This is a genomic window from Streptomyces lycii (assembly GCF_009735685.1).
Lineage (GTDB): Bacteria > Actinomycetota > Actinomycetes > Streptomycetales > Streptomycetaceae > Streptomyces > Streptomyces lycii.
This window is the reverse complement of sequence record NZ_WHPN01000280.1, coordinates 1-18,827: the sequence shown is the minus strand read 5'-3', so window position 1 is coordinate 18,827 and position 18,827 is coordinate 1. Positions and strand designations below refer to the sequence as shown.

Below are 18,827 nucleotides of genomic sequence, written 5' to 3'. Positions count from 1 at the left end.
AAGGCAGGAATACGGCCGGGCTCCGGCGGGTAGTGATGCGGACGAACTCGCGCCGCGCGCGGCCCGGCCCGCGGCGGAGAGCACCACCCGGCCCGGCTTCCGCACCGAAGTCCCCCGGTTCGCCGACCTCCGCTTGACGCACGGCCCTTGCGCCGCCCCGGGCGCCGGGGCAATGGTGTACAGCTAAACCATTAAACCATTGCCCTCACGGTAGGAGCGGTTCATGGCCGACGGCACCGATTCGCCCATCGCGGCACCGTCCGCCCCGCCTCCGCCGGGTGCGGCGGACGGCGGCGACGGCGACTCGTATCTGCGACGCCGCACCCTGCGCCAGGGCAGCGCCGGCTGGCTGCTGCTGACCGGGCTCGGCGTCGCGTACGTCGTCTCCGGTGACTTCTCCGGCTGGAACTTCGGGCTCGCCGAGGGCGGTTTCGGCGGTCTGGCCATCGCCGCGCTGCTGATGGGCGCCATGTACGCCTGCATGGTGTTCGCCCTCGCGGAGCTGGCCGCCGTCCTGCCGACGGCGGGCGGCGGCTACGGCTTCGCCCGCCGGGCCCTCGGCACCTGGGGCGGCTTCCTCACCGGTACCGCCATCCTGATCGAGTACGTCCTGGCGCCCGCCGCGATCTCGATCTTCATCGGTGACTACGTCGAGTCCCTCGGCCTCTTCGGACTGGAATCCGGCTGGCCGCTCCAACTCGCCTGCTTCGCGGTCTTCACCGGCATCCACCTGTGGGGCGTGGGCGAGGCGCTGCGGTTCAGCTTCGTCGTCACCGGCATCGCCGTCGCCGCTCTGCTGATCTTCGCGGTCGGCGCCTTCACCGAGTTCGACGCGAGCGGGCTCAACGACATCCCGGCCGACCCGGAGGCCTTCGGCTCCAACTCCTGGCTGCCGTACGGCCTCCTCGGCATCTGGGCGGCCTTCCCCTTCGGCATGTGGTTCTTCCTCGGCATCGAGGGCGTGCCGCTGGCGGCCGAGGAGGCCCGGGACCCCGCCCGTACGCTGCCGAGGGCGATGGCGCTGGCGATGGGCATCCTGGTGCTGCTCGCGCTGCTCACCTTCCTGGCCGCGACCGGGGCCCGCGGCTCCGCCGCCGTACAGGACGCGGGCAATCCGCTGGTGGAGGCGCTCCAGGGCGACGGCGAGCCGACCGCGCTCAGCCGGTTCGTGAACTACGCCGGGCTCGCGGGCCTGGTGGCGTCGTTCTTCTCGCTCGTCTACGCCGGTTCGCGGCAGCTGTTCGCGCTGTCCCGGGCCGGTTATCTGCCCCGGTTCCTCTCCCTGACCAGCCGTCGCAAGGCCCCGTACCTCGGGCTGCTGGTGCCGGCCGCGATCGGCTTCTCACTGGCGGCGGCGACCGGGGACGGCGCCCGCATGCTGAATGTCGCGGTGTTCGGCGCGACGATCTCGTACGCGCTGATGTCGCTGTCGCACATCGTGCTGCGGCGCCGCGAACCGGACCTGCCGCGGCCGTACCGCACCCCGGGCGGCATCGCGACCTCGTCGGTGGCCTTCGCGCTGGCCTGCTCCGCGCTCGTGGCCACCTTCCTGGTGGACAAGAACGCCGCCTTCATCGCGCTCGGCGTGTACGGCGTCGCCCTGGCCTACTTCGCCTTCTACAGCCGGCACCGGCTCGTCGCGGCCGCGCCCGAGGAGGAGTTCGCCGCCCTGGCGGCCGCCGAGGCCGAGCTGCGACGCGACTGATGACCGACCGGAGGACTGCGACCGTGCCCGATTCCCCGCCGCTCGTCGGCATCAGCACCTATCTGGAGAGCACGGCCCGCTGGGGCGTCTGGGAGCAGAGCGCGGCCCTGCTGCCGGCCGGCTATCCCCGTCTCGTACAGCGCTCGGGCGGCATGGCGGCCATGCTCCCGCCCGGCGCGCCCGAGCACGCCGCCGCGGCGGTCGCGCGGCTCGACGGGCTGGTCATCGCGGGCGGCCCCGACGTCGACCCCGCCCGCTACGGGGCCGAGCGGCATCCGATGACCGGCCCGCCGGCCCGGGAGCGGGACGTCTGGGAGTCCGCTCTGCTGGAGGCCGCGCTGGCGGCGGGCACGCCGCTGCTGGCCATCTGCCGGGGCATGCAGCTGCTGAACGTCGTCCTCGGCGGCACCCTGGTGCAGCATCTGCCGGAAACCGTCGGGCACGGCGGTCACTCCGGGCCGACCGGGGTGTTCGCCCGCCACGCGGTGAAGCCGGTTCCGGACACCCTGCTGGCCCGGGCGGTCCCGGAGGCCGTGGAGGTGCCCACCTACCACCACCAGGCGGTCGACCGGCTCGGGGACGGGCTGGTGGTGAGCGCGTACGCCGACGACGGCACCCCCGAGGCACTGGAACTGCCCGGCGCCGCGGGCTTCGTCCTCGCGGTGCAGTGGCACCCGGAGGCCGGGGAGGACCTGCGGGTGATGGAGGCCCTGGTGCGGGCAGCCGGCTGACGGTGCCGGGCGGCCGGCCGGTCGCACCCCCGCGACGACCGGCCCGCCGCCCGGTGTGTACGCCATCCTCCCGCCCCGCGCGGGCCCCGCCCAAACGGTTTTACGTCCGCGCCGCCGCGCGCGGGCTCCCGGCGGTCCTGCGGCCGGGCTGTCGGTGCCGTGCGGCATCATGCGGTGTGTGACCCGACGCCTGATGCTCCTCGACACCGCTTCCCTGTACTTCCGCGCGTATTTCGGCGTGCCCGACTCGGTCCGGGCGCCCGACGGCACCCCGGTGAACGCGGTGCGCGGGCTGCTCGACTTCATCGCCCGGCTCGTCCAGGACCACCGGCCCGACGACCTGGTCGCCTGCATGGACGCCGACTGGCGGCCCGCCTGGCGGGTCGAGCTGATCCCCACCTACAAGGCCCACCGGGTGGCGGAGGAGGTCCCGGACGGCACGGACGCCGAGGAGATTCCGGACACGCTCTCCCCGCAGGTCCCGGTGATCGAGCAGGTGCTGGACGCGATCGGCATCGCCCGGATCGGTGTCGCCGGGTACGAGGCCGACGACGTCATCGGCACCCTGACCGGGCGGGCCGCCGGTCCGGTGGACATCGTGACGGGCGACCGCGACCTCTATCAGCTGGTCGACGACCGGCGCGGCGTCCGCGTGCTCTACCCGGTCAAGGGCGTCGGCACCCTCCAGCTCGTCGACGAGGCGGCGCTGCGCGAGAAGTACGGCGTGGACGGCCCGGGTTACGCGGAGCTGGCGCTGCTGCGCGGGGACCCGAGCGACGGCCTGCCCGGCGTGCCCGGCATCGGCGAGAAGACCGCCGCCAAGCTGCTCGGCCAGTTCGGCGACCTCGACGGGATCATGGCCGCCCTGGACGACCCCATGGCCAAGCTGACGCCCTCCCAGCGCAAGCGGCTCGCCGAGGCCCGGGAGTACGTGGCGGTGGCGCCCACCGTGGTGCGGGTCGCCCCGGACGTCCCGCTCCCCTCCTTCGACGCGGCGCTGCCGGGCGCGCCCCGTGACCCGGCCGGGCTGACCGCCCTGGCGGACCGCTGGGGGCTCGGCGGCTCACTCCAGCGGCTGCTGGCGGTGCTGCCCGGCTAGGCCCTCGGCCGCGAGGCCCGGTCCGGGGCGAGGAGCGGACGCCGGGCGGGCGCCCGGACGACGCGGACCGGTCGCCGGACGCCGCCCGCTCCGCGTCGTCCGCTCCGCGCCGTCCGCTGCGCGCTGTCCGCGGTGCGCTGTCCGCTGCGCGCCGTCCGCTGCGTGTCGTCGGACGAGAGGGGACCGGTCCGTTGTGCTTCCTGCGTCGCCCGGGCCGCCGTCCCGGGCCGCCCCCTCACCCGGTGACGCGCGTACGCCGCCGCGACCTGTTAGGTTGGCCATAGGTTAGGCTTACCTAAGCAGGATCGACGCAGGGAGGCGCCGTGGCGGACCGTCCGGCTCGCAGGAAAGCACAGGTCACCCGGGCCCGGGTGATCCGTACGGAATGGCCCGCACCGCACATGGCGCGCGTCGTCCTGGGCGGCGACGGGCTCGACGGCTTCACCGCCGGGGAGTACACCGACCACTACATCAAGCTGCTCTTCCCGGTGGAGGGCGTCAGCTACCCCGAGCCCTTCGACATCTCACAGATCCGGGCCGGCTTCCCCCGCGACCAGTGGCCGCGGACCCGGACGTACACCGTCCGAGCCTGGGACCCGCGGGCCCGGGAACTGACCGTCGACTTCGTCGTGCACGGCGACACCGGGCTGGCCGGACCGTGGGCCGCCCGCGCCGAGCCCGGCGACGAGATCATGTTCCTCGGCCCCGGCGGCGGCTACGCGCCCGACCCCGCCGCGGACTGGCACCTCCTCGCGGGCGACGAGAGCGCGCTGCCCGCCATCGCAGCCTCCCTGGAACAGCTGCCGGAGCACGCCACCGCCCGCGCCTACGTCGAGGTCACCGGCCCCGAGGAGGAGCAGAAGCTCGAACTCCCGGCCGGGGCGCAGCTCGTCTGGCTGCACCGCGGCGGCGCCCGGCCCGGCAGCCTGCTCGTCCCGGCCGTCCGGGAGCTGGACTTCCCGCGGGGCGACGTCCACGCCTTCGTGCACGGCGAGGCGGGCTTCGTGAAGGAGCTGCGCCGCCATCTCCGCGTGGAGCGCGGAATCGCCCGCGAGCGTCTGTCCGTCTCGGGCTACTGGCGCAGCGGCCACGACGAGGACGGCTGGCAGGCCGCCAAACGCGAGTGGAACGAGCAGGTCGAGGCCGAGCAGGAAGCCCCCGCCGCCGCTGCCTCCTGAGACGCGCGGACGACGCTCCCCGGCCGACGGTGGCCCGCGGCATTCTGGCACCGGGCCGCGGCCCGGTGCGACGGCCGGATCCGGCCCGGGCCCGGCCCGCCCGGTCGCGTCGCCCGGCCCCGCACGGCCCTGCGGCCACCGAAAACCGGTGCCGCGGCGCCCCTCGCCCTCGTGCAGACGCACGCAGCGGCTCGGCGGACGTCGGCGGTCCCGCCGGGGAGAACCGGACGGGCAGCCGCCCGGCGCGCGGCCCGAGCCCGGCGGCGCGGACCGCACCGTGCGGCGCGGACCGTACCCGTGCCAAGCAGGCCGTATCCGTGCCACGCAGACCGTACCCGTGCCACGCAGGCCGTACCCGTGCCACGCAGGCCGTACCCGTGCCACGCAGGCCGTACCCGTGCCACGCAGGCCGTACCCGCCCGCGGCCGGGAAGCACCCCTCCCGGCCGCGGGCGGGTACGGCCTGCTCGGCACCGTCAGCTCACCGAGGCCGCCCGTCAGCCCACCGAGGAGTAGGCCACGACGCCCCGGAGCATGCCGTCGACCGCCCGCCGGGCGTTCCGCCGCACCGGGCTCTGGTCCGGGGCCGCCTCGGCGATCTGGCCCAGGACGTCGATCACCTGCTTGCACCAGCGGACGAAGTCCCCGGCGGGCATGTCGACTTCCCGCAGCACCTCGTCCAGGCTGTGCCCGGAGGCCCAGCGGTAGGCGGACCAGGCGAAGCCGAGGTCCGGCTCGCGCTGGCCGACGCCCTCGGTCTGGCTGATCCGGTGCTGCTCCTCCAGGGCGTCCAACCGCCCCCAGATTCGGACCATCTCGCCCAGCGCCTGCTGGGCCCGGCCGGTCGGCAGCTTCGGCGGCAGCGCGTCGTCGGCGGAACGGGCCTCGTAGACCAGCGCCGAGGCGCAGGCGGCCAGTTCGGCCGGCTTCAGCTCGTCCCACACCTGGTCGCGCAGGCACTCCGAGGCGAGCAGGTCCAGCTCCCCGTACAGCCGGGCCAGCCGGCGGCCGTCCTGGGTGACCTCGTCGCCGTGCAGATAGCCGAGGTCCGACAGCAGGGCGTAGACCCGGTCGAAGGTGCGGGCGATGGTGTTCGTCCGGCCCTCGATACGGCGCTCCAGCTGCCGGGTGTCACGGCGCAGCCGGTGATAGCGCTCCGCCCAGCGGGCGTGGTCCTCCCGGTCCGAGCAGCCGTGGCACGGGTGCCGGCGGATCTCGGCGCGCAGCCGGGCGATCTCGGTGTCGTCGGCCGCGGCGGCGCGCGGCCTGCGGTGCCGCTCGGGGGTGAGGTGCCCGGCCTTGGTGCGCAGCGCGGACGCCAGGTCCCGGCGTGACTGCGGGCTGCGCGGGTTGAAGGACTTCGGCACCCGCATCCGCTCCAGGGCCTCGACGGGGACCGGGAAGTCGATCGGCGCGAGTCGCTTGACCTGCCGCTCGGCGGTGAGGACGAGCGGGCGCGGCCCGTCGTGGTGGTCGAAGCCGCGGTGGGCGTTGGCCCGGCCCGCCGCGAAGCCCGGGTCCAGGACCAGCGCGAGACCGGCGTACTTGCCGGTGGGGACATGGATGACATCGCCCGGCTTCAGCTTCTCCAGGGCCGCCGCGGCGGCGGCCCGGCGCTGCGCCGCGCCCTGCTTGGCCAGCTCGGTCTCCCGGTCCTTCAGCTCGCGCCGCAGCCGGGAATACTCCTCGAAGTCGCCGAGGTGGCAGGTCATGGACTCGCGGTAGCCGTCCAATCCCTCCTCGTTCTTCTGCACCTGGCGGGAGATGCCGACGACCGCCCGGTCGGCCTGGAACTGGGCGAACGACGTCTCCAGCAGCTCCCGGGAGCGGTGCCGGCCGAACTGCGAGACCAGATTGACCGCCATGTTGTACGAGGGGCGGAAGGAGGAGCGCAGCGGATAGGTGCGGGTGCCGGCCAGTCCGGCCAGCGCCTCCGGGTTCATCGCGCGCTGCCAGAGCACCACCGCGTGCCCCTCGACGTCGATGCCGCGCCGCCCGGCCCGGCCGGTGAGCTGGGTGTACTCGCCGGGGGTGATGTCGGCGTGCTGCTCGCCGTTCCACTTGACGAGCTTCTCCAGCACCACGGAGCGGGCGGGCATGTTGATGCCGAGCGCCAGGGTCTCGGTGGCGAAGACGGCCTTCACCAGGCCGCGCACGAACAGCTCCTCGACGACCTCCTTGAAAGTCGGGAGCATCCCCGCGTGGTGCGCCGCGATGCCCCGCTCCAGGCCCTCCAGCCACTCGAAATAGCCGAGGACGTGCAGGTCCTGGTCGGGGATGGCGGCGGTGCGCTCCTCGACGATCGACCGAACCCGCTGCCGGGCGGCGTCGTCGTTGAGCCGCAGACCGGCGTAGAGGCACTGCTGTACGGCCGCCTCGCAGCCCGCGCGGCTGAAGATGAACGTGATCGCCGGGAGCAGGCCCTCGGCGTCGAGCCGGTCGATGACCTCGACCCGGCTGGGCGTCCAGATCCGGCTGCGCTGGCGGCGTTCCCGCTCGCGGTCGGCCTCGCGCAGATTGCGGCCGCGCCGCCGGTCCCGCGGGCCGGTGGGGCGGCTGTTCTCCATCCGGGCGAGCCGCACCAGATCGGGATTGACCTCGCGGCGGCCGCCCGGCTTCCCGCCCTGTGTGCTCTTCTCCTCGAAGAGGTCGTACATCCGGCGGCCGGCCAGCACATGCTGCCAGAGCGGCACGGGCCGGTGCTCGGAGACGATCACCTCGGTGTCGCCGCGCACGGTGTCCAGCCAGTCGCCGAACTCCTCGGCGTTGGAGACGGTCGCGGACAGGGAGACCAGGGTCACCGACTCCGGGAGGTGGATGATGACCTCCTCCCAGACCGCGCCGCGGAAACGGTCGGAGAGGTAGTGCACCTCGTCCATGACGACATACCCCAGTCCCAGCAGGGCCTGGGAGCCGGCATAGAGCATGTTGCGCAGCACCTCGGTGGTCATGACGATCACCGGGGCATCGCTGTTGACGCTGTTGTCGCCGGTCAGCAGGCCGACCTTCTCGGCGCCGTACCGCTTGGCCAGGTCGTTGTACTTCTGGTTGGACAGCGCCTTGATCGGCGTCGTGTAGAAGCACTTGCGGCCCTGGGACAGGGCCAGGTGGACGGCGAACTCGCCGACGATGGTCTTGCCGGACCCGGTGGGGGCCGCGACCAGGACTCCACTGCCGGCCTCCAGGGCCCGGCAGGCCTCCAGCTGGAACTCGTCCAGCTCGAAGTCGTACATCTCACGGAAAGGGGCGAGCGCGGTGGCCTGCTCGGCCGCCCGCGTCCGGGCGGCGGCGTAGCGCTCAGCTGGGGACATGTCGTCGGTCATCGTGTCTACGAGCCTACCGGCCGCCTCGGACACAGCACGCGATCTTTTCCTTCCGCGCCCGGGACGGCCGCCTCCGGGCCGCCTCCGGGGCCGATCCGGCGGGCGGCCCGCGGGATCAGGGCACCAGCAGCCGGACCGCCCCGGGCACCGTCTCCGCGGTGAGCGGCAGCGGGCCCAGCGGCTCCCCGTCGGCGTACGCGGTGATCCCGGCGGCCTCCAGGGTCACGCTGCGCACCCGGTGCACGGTGACCGCGGGGTGCGTCAGATGCGTCCCCCTGTAGACCCGGGGGAAGACCCGGAGCAGGGTCCGGCGGCTGCACGGGCCGACCACCGTGATGTCGAACAGCCCGTCGTCGCAGCGCGCCCCCGCGCAGATCCGCATGCCGCCGCCGTACGAGGGCCCGTTGCCGACCGCGACGAGCGTCGCCTCGACCTCCTCGGGCGGCGCCCCGTCGAGGCCGATACGGTACGGAACGGGGCGCAGCGCGGCCAGTTCGGCGAGCAGCGCGACGTCGTACCGGAAACGCCCGGCCGGCCAACGCAGCCGGTTGCCGCGGTCGTTGACCCGGGAGTCGAAGCCGGAGGCCAGCACGGTCCCGAACCACCGCTCCCCCGCCCGACCCAGGTCGACCGGGCGTCCGCCGTGCTCCTTGAGCGCCGCGGCGGCGGCCCGTCCGGCGGCGGCCGGGTCGCGGACGGGGAGGCCGTGGGCGCGGGCGAAGTCGTTGCCGGTGCCGACCGCCACGACGCCGAGCGGGACGTCCGTACCGGCGACGGCCCGGAGGGCCAGCGACACCATGCCGTCGCCGCCGACCGCCACGAGCGCTCCCGTCCCCGCGCGGACGGCCTCCCGGGCCCGGTCCACGGCGTCGTCGGCGTCGGTGCCGAGGACGGTCCGCACGGAGTGTCCGGCGGCGCGCAGGGCGGCGGCGGCCGGCTGGGCGGCGCGCGCTCCGCGGCCACGGCCGGCGGTGGGATTGACGAAGAGGGTGATGTCGCAGGTCACAGGGGTCCCCGGAGCACGCGGCCGGGGGTGGGTTACCCCCGGGAACGAGGTTCGGGGCGACCTTACAAGGTCAGGTGGCGTCCTCGTAACCGTTCAGCTTGCGCGGACTTCCCTGGTCGGCCTGCTCGGGGAGCGCGGGACGGCCGGGCGCGACCGCCTCGACCTCGCCGATGTCCTCCGGGGTCAGGTCGAGGTCGGATGCCTCGTCCGGGGCCGGTCCGGCCGCCTCGCGGGCCCGCCGCCGGCGGTCGTTGGCGAGCGAGACCAGCACGGCCGTGAAGTACAGCACCCAGATCGGCACGGCGAGCGCGAGCATCGTGAGCGGGTCGGTGCTCGGGGTGGCGATGGCCGCGAACAGCGTGATGCCCATGATCATGCCGCGCCACCAGCCGAGCATCCGCTTGCCGGTGATCACACCGCCGAGGTTGAGCATGACCAGCAGCAGCGGCAGTTCGAAGGAGAGCCCGAAGACGATGACCATGCGGGTCACCAGGTCGAGCAGTTCGTCCAGCGGCAGCAGGTTGTCGACGCCGAAGGGCGTGAACTCGATCAGGACCTTCGCCGTCGTCGGCAGCACGAGGTAGGCGAAGAAGCCGCCGCCGAGGAAGAGCGGGAAACCGGCGCCGACGAAGGAGAGCGCGTACTTCTTCTCCTCGCGATGCAGCCCGGGAGCGAGGAAGGCCCACAGCTGATACAGCCAGAACGGGCAGGCCAGCACGACACCGGCCATCAGGGAGACCTTGAGGGCGAGGGTGAACGGCGCGATCAGGCCGTTGATCGTGATCCGCGCGCAGCTCTCGCCGTCGCCCTTCATCGCCAGCTCGGAGAAGGACGCGTCGCAGCCGACCGAGTCCAGCACCGGCTGGGTGAAGAACTCGATGATCTCGTTGTAGAAGAAGGCGGCGGCCACGGTGAAGACCATGATCGCCAGCAGCGACTTGGTGAGCCGGTTCCGCAGCTCGCGCAAGTGATCCGCGAGGGGCATCCGGCCCTCGGGATCCTTCTCCTCTTTAGTGCGGGCAGACTTGAGCAACCCACGTCCTCATCTCGTGCGGCAGGCGTTCGCGGCGCTCGCGGCTGCCTGGTCGGCTCCGGTCAGCGCTGCGGCGTGTGGTCGCTCGGCTCGTTCACCGGGCGCGAGCTGGTCACGTCGCCGGGAGCCGCCTGGATCGTGCGGTGAGCACTGCCCGTCTGGTCGGCCGGCGGGTCCGCCGGGGCGGAGTCCGTCTGCTTGCCCTCGGACTTCATGGCCTTGGCCTCGCTCTTGAGGATGCGGGCCGACTTGCCCAGGGAGCGGGCCATGTCCGGCAGCTTCTTCGCGCCGAACAGCAGGATGACGACGACCAGGATGAGAATGATCTCGGGAGCGCCGATCTTTCCGAACATAAGCGTTTACCTTCTCACCGAGGCGGCATGTGTGGGGCTGCGCGACCGGGCGGAAACCCGCCCGACCGCCGTCGTGCTCGCAGCGATCGTAACGCGAAGGGATGAACTCCGGGCAATCCCCGCGCGTACTCCCGCTTGACGGCCCGGCTCCCCGTCCGTCGGGTCCCGTCGCTGCAGAGTACCCCCGGGAAGTCGGGACCTGGTAGGGGGAGTCCGGCCTTCCGCGCCGTTCCGGCACGGCGGACGGCCCGGCGGAACGGGCCCGGACCGGTGCGTTCCGGTCGGGCCGCACCGGTCGGATCCCAGCACAGTCCCGGTCACCACCGGAGCAGTTCCGGTCATCCCCGGCCGGTCTCGGACGGTTCCGGTCGACCGCGGTCGGTCCCGGGCGGCAGGGAACAGTGCCGGTCAGCGCCGGTGGTGCCGGTGGTGCCGGTCAGTGCTGTTCAGTGCCCGCGCCTCCGGCCCGCGCCGCGAGCGGTGACGCGGCGCGCTCCAGGTCCTCGACGGCCCGCTCGATCCGCAGCGAGGTCTCGGCGACCTGCCGGGCGAGCCTGCGGACCTCGGTGTGGACCCGTACGGCGAAGACGGCCAGGACGGCGATTCCGCAGAAGGCGAGGGCGACGGCGAGCATGGGCCAGAGCATGGGACGAGCCTAAGGGAGCCGCTGCGGCGGCGGGACACGGCGGGGCGGCGGCCGGGCCGTGTGTGGGCGGCCGGTGTTCCGGCCCGGACGGCGCGCGGCCGGGCTAGAGCGCCGAGTGCAGCCGCAGCGTGCTCACACCGCCGCCCGTCAGCAGCTCCACGATCCGCTCCCCCGCGGGCTTGCGGACCTGCGCCCCGCAGTCGGGGCAGGTGAAGGAGTAGAACGTCGTCCTCGGGCTCGCCCCGATCGCGAGCCGGATCGCGTCCGAGGACAGCTCGAACCGGCCGCGGCACTCCGGGCAGGCGGCCTTGAAGAGCACCTCGGGAGGTGCGGCGTCCGTCATCGTCCCTGGCCGTCCCTTCACTCGCCGTAGGCCGCCAGGGCCTCGCCCGCCGCCCGCCGCGCGCTGTCCGCGAGCTCCGGCGGGGAGACGATCCGGCCGTCCCCGCCGAGCCGCAGCGCGAGCCGCCGCAGGCTGGCCGGGTCGGGGGTGCGCAGCGTGATCCGCAGGCCGCCGTCGGGCCGCTCCTCGGCGCTGTCGTGGGGGTAGTACTCGGCGACCCAGCGCCCGCCGGGACCGACCTCGACGACCACCTCGGGGTCCTCCGCGGACGGCTGCACGAGCCCCTCCGAGAGGTCCCGCAGCTCCAGCTCGGGCGGTTCCGCCGGGTCGTCCAGCAGCCGGATCTCCGCGACCCGGTCCAGCCGGAAGGTGCGCCGGGCCTCGGAGAGGCGGCACCACGCCTCCATGTACGTGTGGCCGACGGCGAACAGCCGGATCGGGTCGACCTCGCGCTCGGTGAGCTGGTCCCGGGCGGGCGAGTAGTAGCGCAGCCACAGCCGGCGCCGCTCGGCGATCGCCCGGTCGACGTCCGCGAAGACGCCGCCCTCGGACTCGAAGGTCACCGAGAGCCGGGAGCTGGCGCCCGCCACCTCGCCCGCGGCCGCCTCCAGCTTGGCGGTGGCGCGCAGCAGCGCCTGCCGGTCGCTCTCCCGCAGCCCCGGCAGCGTCGCGACGGCGCGGGCGGCGACGAGCAGCGCGGTGGCCTCGTCCGCGGCGAGCCGCAGCGGCGCGCCGGTGCTGCTGCCGACGGCGTCGGGGTTGCGCCACCAGATGCGGTCGCCGTCGGTGTCGATGTCGAGCAGGTCGCCGCCCCGGAAGCTGGTGCCGCACAGCGGGAGCACGTCGAGGTCGGCGATGAGTTCGTCCTCGGTGATGCCGAAGGCCCGCGCGACGTCGCCGACCCGGGCGCCGGGGCGCTCGCGCAGGTACGTCACCAGGGAGAGCATCCGCCGGGTCTGGTCGATCGCGTTGGTGGCCATCAGCAGTCTTCCGCGTCTCGTTTCTCGTCGGGCTCTCGTCCGGTCAGCCCTTGGCCACGGCGCGCAGCCGCTCCAGCACATCGGCCCGCAGCTCGGCGGGCTCGAGCACGACGACGTCCGGGCCGAACTCCACCAGCCAGGCGTCGAGCCCGTGCCCGTACGGGATCTCCAGCTCGTCCCAGCCGTCCGCCGCGGGCTGCACGGCGGTGGCGCGGGCGCGCAGCGGATAGCCCGCACCCGTGCGCAGCCGGATCCGGGCGGTGCTCGTGGCGATCTCGCCCGCCCACCGCTCCACGGTCTCGCGGACCGTGACGTGGTCGGGGACGTCGGCGGTGAAGGCGGCGGACCGGGAGCGGACCCGGCCGGTGATCCGGGAGAGCCGGAAGACCCGCTCCGCCCGCCGCTCACGGTCCCAGCCCGCGAGATACCAGTGGCCGCGGCAGCACTCGAGTATCCACGGCTCGACATGCCGGGTCTCCGGGCGGGCGGCGTTGGCCTTGCGGTACTCGAAGGTGACCGGGCGGCGGTCACGACAGGCGAGCATCAGCGGCTCGAACGCGGCCTCGTGCGCCGGGATCCTCGGCTCCAGGGCGCTGTGGTCGTACGGGTCGTCGGCGAGCGGCATGCCGGCGGCGCGCAGCTTCTGGAGTGCGCCGCTGGCCGCTCCCGCGAGCCGGGCCTGCTGCCACACCTTCGCGGCGAGGCCCAGCGCGGCGGCCTCCTCAGCGTCGAGTTCGACGGGCGGGAGGCGGTTGCTGTCGCGGCGGGCGAGGTAACCGATGTCGCCGTCGAGGTTCTCCACCGTCTCGATGACGAGGCCGAGTTCCCGCAGGTCGTCCTTGTCCCGCTCGAACATGCGGTTGAAGGAGTCGTCGGTCCCGGCCTCGATGTAGGCCTCGATCGATCCCCGGAGCTCGCGCTTGCTGAGCGGGCGCCGGGTGCCCAGCAGGCACAGCGCCAGATTCATCAGCCGCTCGGCCTTGGCAATCGCCATCGACGCCCTTTCTCGTTGTTCTCCCGACCGATGACCGTACCGGTCCCGGTGTCGGTGACAAAAGCCGAGGGCCCATGCCCGCCGGCATGGGCCCTCGGCCCGTTGGCGCTCCCGGCCCCGCGGCCGGCGCTGCCGCCCCGTCTCAGACCGAGACGAGGTCGCAGACGAAGATCAGGGTTTCGCCCGGCTTGATCCGGCCGCCGCCGGCGCCGCGGTCGCCGTACGCGAGGTGCGCGGGGATGGTCAGCTGGCGGCGGCCGCCGACCTTCATGCCCTGGACGCCCTGGTCCCAGCCGGTGATGACCTGGCCGACACCCAGCTGGAACTGCAGCGGAGTGCCGCGGTTCCAGCTCGCGTCGAACTCCTCGCCGGTGCTGAAGGCGACACCCACGTAGTGGACGGAGACGGTGTCCCCGGCCTTGGCGACGGGACCGTCGCCCTCCCAGATGTCCTTGATCTCCAGGTCTGCCGGCGGTTCGCCGCCCGGGAAGTCGACCTCGGGCTTGTCGATGCTCACTGAAGTGCTCCTACAAGAGAATTTCTGTCGGCGAAACCGTAACAGTCCCGCGGAGCGCTGATCAGCTGATGGCCAGGATGTCGACGACGAAGACCAGGTCGGACTTGATCTGCTTGCGCTGCTCCTTGGTCAGCTCGTCCTCCGGGACGACGACCATGACGCGGCTGCCGGCCTTCTGGCCCTTGAGGCCTTCCTTCCAGCCGGGCATCTGCGCGATGGGCACGTCCACCGAGGCGCCCTGCGCCCAGGTGTCACCGCCCGGCTTGCCGTCCTTCCACAGCGTCAGGCCGTAGTGGGCGTTGATCGTGTCCTTCTCGCCCACCTCCTTGCCCGTGCCGCGGATGATCGGCGCGCTGACGACCTTGTCGGGCGCGTCCTTGCCCTTGGGGATGGTCACCTTCGGCGCCTTGCCGTCGGTGTTGGTGCCCACCTTCGGCAGGTCGGCGTCCTTCTGCGCGACCTTCTCGCCCTCGGGCTCGGTCGGCATGATCTTCTTGAGGTCGACCACGAAGACGAGCGTGGAGTTGGCGGGGATCTTCTCCTGCTTCTGGTCCCCGTAGCCCTTCTCCGGCGGGATGACCAGCTCGACGCGGCTGCCGAGCTTCTGGCCGACGAGGCCCTCGTCCCAGCCCTTGATGACCTTGCCGACACCGATCGGGAAGGTGGCGGGGGCGCCCTTGTCGTAGCTGTTGTCGAAGACCTCGCCCTCCCAGGTCTGACCCAGGTAGTGGGCGTTCAGGGCGTCGCCCTTCTTCACCTCGGCCCCGTCGCCCTCCTTGAGGACCTTGACTTCCAGATCCTTGGGCGGGTCACCCTCTCCCTTGGCGACCTTGGGCTTCTTGCCGTCGTCGCCGGAGACGGCCGGTACTCCGTCGGCCTTTGCGGACGATTCGTCCTCACCGCCACAGGCCGCGACGGATACGAACAGCAGGGGGACGGCCAGCAGGGCCGCGATTCGGCGCACGTTGATTCCTCGAGGGGGGCAGCGGTCGGTCAACAAACGGATGGGGCCACTCTAACCACGCACACATAAGCGGTGGAGAAACCCGCTCCACGGGTTTCTCCACCGCTGGTCAGGGCAGCATGCCCGCGTCACATTCCTGCGATCAGCTTCTCCACCCTGTCGTCGACGGCCCGGAACGGGTCCTTGCACAGCACGGTCCGCTGCGCCTGGTCGTTCAGCTTGAGATGCACCCAGTCGACCGTGAAGTCCCGGCGCTGCTCCTGGGCGCGGCGGATGAAGTCGCCGCGGAGCCGGGCACGGGTGGTCTGCGGGGGCACCGACTTGCCCTCGAAGATCTTGAGGTCGTTGCAGACGCGGGCGGCCTGGCCCTTGCGTTCCAGGAGGTAGTAGAGCCCGCGGCGGCGGTGGATGTCGTGGTAGGCGAGGTCTATCTGGGCGACCCGGGGGTGCGACATGGTGATGTTGTTCCGGGAGCGGTAGCGCTCCAGGAGCTGGTATTTCATCACCCAGTCGATCTCGGTGCCGATCCGGTCGAGCTCCTGGTCGCGGATGGCCTCCAGCGACCGGCCCCACAGCTCCAGCACCCGCTCGACGGTGCCGGTGCGGATGCCCCGGCGCTCGCAGAAGTCCACGGCCTTCTCGTAGTACTCCTGCTGGACCTCCAGCGCGGAGGCCTCCCGGCCGCTGGCGAGCCGGACCTTGCGCTGGCCGGTCATGTCGTGGCTGACCTCGCGGATGGCCCGGATCGGGTTCTCCAGGGTGAGGTCCCGCATGACGGTGCCGGCCTCGATCATGCGCAGCACGAGGTCGGTGGCGCCGACCTTGAGCAGCATGGTCGTCTCCGACATGTTGGAGTCGCCGACGATCACGTGGAGCCGGCGGTAGCGCTCGGCGTCGGCGTGCGGCTCGTCCCGGGTGTTGATGATCGGCCGGGACCGGGTGGTCGCCGAGCTCACACCCTCCCAGATGTGCTCGGCACGCTGGCTGACGCAGTAGACGGCGCCTCGCGGCGTCTGCAGCACCTTGCCCGCCCCGCAGATCAGCTGGCGGGTGACGAGGAACGGGATGAGGATGTCCGCGAGCCGGGAGAACTCCCCGTGCCGGGCCACGAGGTAGTTCTCGTGACAGCCGTAGGAGTTTCCCGCCGAGTCGGTGTTGTTCTTGAAGAGGTAGACGTCGCCCGCGATGCCCTCCTCGTGCAGGCGGCGTTCGGCGTCGACGAGCAGGCCTTCGAGAATGCGCTCGCCCGCCTTGTCGTGGGTGACCAGTTCGGTCACGCTGTCGCACTCGGGAGTTGCGTATTCCGGGTGCGAACCCACGTCGAGGTAGAGGCGGGCGCCGTTGCGCAGGAACACGTTGCTGCTGCGGCCCCAGGAAACGACACGGCGGAAGAGGTAGCGCGCCACTTCGTCAGGAGACAGTCGGCGCTGTCCCCTGAACGTGCACGTGACGCCGTACTCGTTCTCCAGCCCGAAAATGCGGCGGTCCATGACTGAACATTACGCCTGACGGCCTGCTCTGAAACCGGGTTCGGCGGCACCGTTCCGATCATTTTCCCCACGGGTTTCAACCACCGGCCCCGATTCGGTGCCCCCGCCGGGAGCTGCGAGGACGTTCCGGGTCGCGATCAGCACCAGCAGCGCGGCGAAACCGCTCAGTCCCGCGACGGCGAACCCGGCGCGCACGCCGCCCGCCTCGACGGCGGGTCCCGCGAGGGCCGTTCCGGCGGCGGCGCCGACGCCGAAGGTCGTCACCAGCCAGGAGAACGCCTCCGTGACCGTGCCCCGCGGGGCGTGCCGGTCGACCACGATGAAGGCGCAGGCCAGCGCCGGTGCGAGGAACAATCCGGCCAGCACCGCGAGGGCGGTCATCGGCGCCACGCCCGGGACGAGCGCCAGTGGCAGATATCCGGCGGCGAGGAAGCCGGTGAGCACCCGCAGCCGGCGTTCGGGCTCCCCGGCCCACTGCCGGGCGCCGTAGACGACACCGCCGATCAGCGCGCCGAGCCCGATGGCCGACATCAGCAGGCCGTAGACGGTGTCGCCGCCGTTGTCGTCGGAGTACGCGACGGCGGCGACGGTGATGGAGCCGAGCGCCGTCCCGACGAAGAAGAAGGCGCCGAGGAGGGCCAGCAGCCCGGGCGAGCGCAGCGCGCCGAGCCAGTGCGCCTCGCGCGGCGCCGAACGCCAGTCGCGGGACGGCCGGGAGACGACGACCGAGAGCGCGCCGAGCACCCCGAGCGCGTTGATGGCGAGCAGCGCGGCGGCCTCCGACCAGAGGACCACCGACAGCGTCACGAGGATCGGGCCCACCGTGAAGATGATCTCCTGGGCCACCGCGTCCAGCGCGTAGGCCGTGTGCACCCGGTCCTGGCGCCCGACCACACCGGGCCACAGCGCCCGCAGTCCGCCTTCCAGCGGCGGGGTACTGAGGCCCGCGACGAGCACCGCGGCATACGCGACGGGGAGCGGGTCCAGCCCGGTGAAGGCGAACAGCCCCATCCCGGCGGCCGACAGCAGGGCACCCGGAAGCATCACGCGGGGCTGGCCGTACAGATCGGCGGCCCGGCCCAGCAGCGGCTGCCCCGCCGCGGTCGCCAGTCCGTACACCGCGGCCAGCACGCCCGCGAGGCTGTAGCTGCCGCCCTCGGAGCGGACGAAGAGCACGATCGCCACATGGGCGGTGGCGTTCGGCAGCCGCCCGACGAGGGTGCCCAGCAGCAGCCGGGCCGCATGCCGGGTGCGCAGCAGTTCGGCGTATCCCGCGGCCATGGAAACCTTCCCGGTGCTACTGATGGAGGCATGCTCACAGGTTTTACGTATAACCTGATAAGCCATACGTACCATGACCGGAGTCCGCCGGTCCACCGGGCCGTTCCCGCCACGGGACCGGGCGGACTGCGACGGAGGTGACCGGTGGCGAGCACGGACAGCGGCCGGCCGGGAGCGGGCGGCACACCGGCTCCTGCCCGCTCCGCGGGAGGCCGGACCACCAGCCGGGACGTCGCCCGCGCGGCGGGTGTGTCCCAGGCCACCGTCTCGCTCGTGCTCGGCGACAAGTGGCGCGGCCGGGTCTCGGAACGCACCGCCGGGACGGTACGGGAGGCCGCCAGGGAGCTCGGCTACCGGCCGAATCTGGCGGCCCGGAATCTGCGGCTCGGCCGGACCCGGACCGCGCTTCTCGTGGTGCCCGCGCTCACCAGCGAGTTCTTCGCCCGGGTCTACACCGGCGCCAACGGGGTCGCCGCCGAACACGGCTTCGGCGTGGTCCTCTACCCCTCACCGGTCGGCACCGGACCGGCCCTTGATCCGTTCGACTCGGCCCGGGCCGCGCTCGACGGGGTGATCGCCTCCTCGATGGCCGCTGACACCCTGAGCGGCATGCGGGGCGGCGGGCTGCCCCTCGTCATGCTGGACAGCGACCCGCGCGCCGGCACCGGCACGGCAGCCACGGTCAACCTCGACATCGCCGACGGCATGCGGCAGGTCGCCCGGCATCTGCTGGCCCTGGGCCACCGCCGCTTCGCCCATCTGGCGGCGGCCGTCGACTCCTGGACCTTCCGCGAGCGGGCCGGGGCGCTCACCCGCGCCGTCGCGGCCGTGCCGGGCCCGGCGCTGGCCCGGGAGAGCGCCGCGCTCGAGGTGGAGGCGGGGCGCCGGGCGGCGGAGCGGGTGCTGAGGGTGGCGGCGGAGCGGCGGCCGACGGCCCTGGTCTGCGACGACGATCTGCTCGCCGCCGGGGCCTGCAAGGCGGCCCGCGGGCTGGGCCTCCGGGTGCCGGAGGACGTGTCGGTCACGGGGTTCGACGATCTGGCGCTCGCGACGGCGGTCGATCCGGAGCTGACCACCGTCCGGCTGCCGGCCGAGGCCGTCGGCGCCCGCGGCATGACGGCGCTGCTGGACGCCCTGGACGGCCGGGTCCCGGACACGGCACCGCTCCCGGTGCTCCTGGTGCCG

General features: G+C 73.0%; 17 protein-coding genes. 5 read left to right on the top strand and 12 right to left on the bottom strand.

Features of this window, described 5'->3' with window-relative positions; genetic code table 11:
• The first annotated feature begins 223 nt into the window (after nt 1–223).
• The 4 genes from eat (at nt 224) to GCU69_RS14745 (ending at nt 4,713) form a co-directional block, all read left to right on the top strand.
• Nucleotides 224–1,705: an ethanolamine permease gene (gene eat / locus GCU69_RS14760; protein WP_098751043.1), complete on the top strand. Its 1,482-nt coding sequence runs from the start codon at nt 224–226 to the stop codon at nt 1,703–1,705.
• A 23-nt stretch (nt 1,706–1,728) separates the two neighbouring features.
• Nucleotides 1,729–2,436: a gamma-glutamyl-gamma-aminobutyrate hydrolase family protein gene (locus GCU69_RS14755; RefSeq protein ID WP_408055806.1), complete on the top strand. Its 708-nt coding sequence runs from the start codon at nt 1,729–1,731 to the stop codon at nt 2,434–2,436.
• Between the two features lie 169 nt (nt 2,437–2,605).
• Nucleotides 2,606–3,535, top strand: a complete 930-nt coding sequence (locus tag GCU69_RS14750; protein WP_170315852.1) for a 5'-3' exonuclease — start codon at nt 2,606–2,608, stop codon at nt 3,533–3,535.
• Nucleotides 3,536–3,858: 323 nt separating this feature from the next.
• Nucleotides 3,859–4,713, top strand: coding sequence for a siderophore-interacting protein (locus GCU69_RS14745; protein WP_098751046.1), 855 nt, complete (start codon nt 3,859–3,861; stop codon nt 4,711–4,713).
• Nucleotides 4,714–5,209: 496 nt separating this feature from the next.
• On the opposite strand, the gene GCU69_RS14740 is transcribed toward GCU69_RS14745, so the two are convergent.
• From GCU69_RS14740 to GCU69_RS14685, 12 genes are all read right to left on the bottom strand, one after another.
• Nucleotides 5,210–8,035, bottom strand: coding sequence for a DEAD/DEAH box helicase (locus GCU69_RS14740; RefSeq protein ID WP_098751069.1), 2,826 nt, complete (start codon nt 8,033–8,035; stop codon nt 5,210–5,212).
• Between the two features lie 115 nt (nt 8,036–8,150).
• A complete protein-coding gene (locus tag GCU69_RS14735) occupies nt 8,151–9,041 on the bottom strand; it encodes a diacylglycerol kinase (RefSeq protein WP_156206304.1) in 891 nt (296 codons plus the stop codon).
• 70 nt (nt 9,042–9,111) lie between these two features.
• Nucleotides 9,112–10,074, bottom strand: a complete 963-nt coding sequence (gene tatC, locus GCU69_RS14730) for a twin-arginine translocase subunit TatC (RefSeq protein WP_098751048.1) — start codon at nt 10,072–10,074, stop codon at nt 9,112–9,114.
• 62 nt (nt 10,075–10,136) lie between these two features.
• Entirely contained in the window at nt 10,137–10,427 is a 291-nt protein-coding gene (gene tatA / locus GCU69_RS14725) for a Sec-independent protein translocase subunit TatA (protein ID WP_098751049.1), read from the bottom strand.
• A gap of 436 nt (nt 10,428–10,863) precedes the next feature.
• On the bottom strand, nt 10,864–11,073 hold the full coding sequence (locus GCU69_RS14720) for a hypothetical protein (protein WP_098751050.1): 210 nt from the start codon (nt 11,071–11,073) through the stop codon (nt 10,864–10,866).
• A gap of 103 nt (nt 11,074–11,176) precedes the next feature.
• Nucleotides 11,177–11,416, bottom strand: a complete 240-nt coding sequence (locus GCU69_RS14715) for a hypothetical protein (RefSeq protein WP_098751051.1) — start codon at nt 11,414–11,416, stop codon at nt 11,177–11,179.
• Nucleotides 11,417–11,433: 17 nt separating this feature from the next.
• Nucleotides 11,434–12,396 (bottom strand): helix-turn-helix transcriptional regulator, encoded by a 963-nt coding sequence (locus GCU69_RS14710; RefSeq protein ID WP_098751052.1) that lies wholly within the window; start codon nt 12,394–12,396, stop codon nt 11,434–11,436.
• Between the two features lie 43 nt (nt 12,397–12,439).
• Nucleotides 12,440–13,390 (bottom strand): helix-turn-helix transcriptional regulator, encoded by a 951-nt coding sequence (locus GCU69_RS14705; protein ID WP_098751053.1) that lies wholly within the window; start codon nt 13,388–13,390, stop codon nt 12,440–12,442.
• 142 nt (nt 13,391–13,532) lie between these two features.
• Complete coding sequence (locus GCU69_RS14700; protein ID WP_098751054.1) at nt 13,533–13,907, bottom strand: FKBP-type peptidyl-prolyl cis-trans isomerase; 375 nt, start codon at nt 13,905–13,907, stop codon at nt 13,533–13,535.
• Nucleotides 13,908–13,968: 61 nt separating this feature from the next.
• The gene (locus GCU69_RS14695; protein ID WP_098751055.1) at nt 13,969–14,871 is read right to left on the bottom strand and encodes an FKBP-type peptidyl-prolyl cis-trans isomerase; all 903 of its coding nucleotides are present in this window, start codon (nt 14,869–14,871) and stop codon (nt 13,969–13,971) included.
• A 128-nt stretch (nt 14,872–14,999) separates the two neighbouring features.
• Complete coding sequence (pafA, locus tag GCU69_RS14690) at nt 15,000–16,361, bottom strand: Pup--protein ligase (RefSeq protein ID WP_098751056.1); 1,362 nt, start codon at nt 16,359–16,361, stop codon at nt 15,000–15,002.
• 9 nt (nt 16,362–16,370) lie between these two features.
• A complete protein-coding gene (locus tag GCU69_RS14685; RefSeq protein WP_098751057.1) occupies nt 16,371–17,642 on the bottom strand; it encodes an MFS transporter in 1,272 nt (423 codons plus the stop codon).
• Nucleotides 17,643–17,891: 249 nt separating this feature from the next.
• On the opposite strand from GCU69_RS14685, the gene GCU69_RS14680 reads away from it, so the two are divergent.
• On the top strand, nt 17,892–18,827 hold a 936-nt coding region (locus GCU69_RS14680; protein WP_235978483.1), incomplete at its 3' end, for a LacI family DNA-binding transcriptional regulator.

What these genes read in the sequence shown, in the direction of transcription:
- pafA (WP_098751056.1), bottom strand. Translation starts at nt 16,361, where the DNA reads ATGGACCGCCGCATTTTCGGGCTGGAGAACGAGTACGGCGTCACGTGC.
- GCU69_RS14685 (WP_098751057.1), bottom strand. Translation starts at nt 17,642, where the DNA reads ATGGCCGCGGGATACGCCGAACTGCTGCGCACCCGGCATGCGGCCCGG.
- GCU69_RS14720 (WP_098751050.1), bottom strand. Translation starts at nt 11,073, where the DNA reads ATGCTCTGGCCCATGCTCGCCGTCGCCCTCGCCTTCTGCGGAATCGCC.
- eat (WP_098751043.1), top strand. Translation starts at nt 224, where the DNA reads ATGGCCGACGGCACCGATTCGCCCATCGCGGCACCGTCCGCCCCGCCT.
- GCU69_RS14710 (WP_098751052.1), bottom strand. Translation starts at nt 12,396, where the DNA reads ATGGCCACCAACGCGATCGACCAGACCCGGCGGATGCTCTCCCTGGTG.
- GCU69_RS14705 (WP_098751053.1), bottom strand. Translation starts at nt 13,390, where the DNA reads ATGGCGATTGCCAAGGCCGAGCGGCTGATGAATCTGGCGCTGTGCCTG.
- GCU69_RS14740 (WP_098751069.1), bottom strand. Translation starts at nt 8,035, where the DNA reads ATGACCGACGACATGTCCCCAGCTGAGCGCTACGCCGCCGCCCGGACG.
- GCU69_RS14715 (WP_098751051.1), bottom strand. Translation starts at nt 11,416, where the DNA reads ATGACGGACGCCGCACCTCCCGAGGTGCTCTTCAAGGCCGCCTGCCCG.
- tatA (WP_098751049.1), bottom strand. Translation starts at nt 10,427, where the DNA reads ATGTTCGGAAAGATCGGCGCTCCCGAGATCATTCTCATCCTGGTCGTC.
- GCU69_RS14750 (WP_170315852.1), top strand. Translation starts at nt 2,606, where the DNA reads ATGCGGTGTGTGACCCGACGCCTGATGCTCCTCGACACCGCTTCCCTG.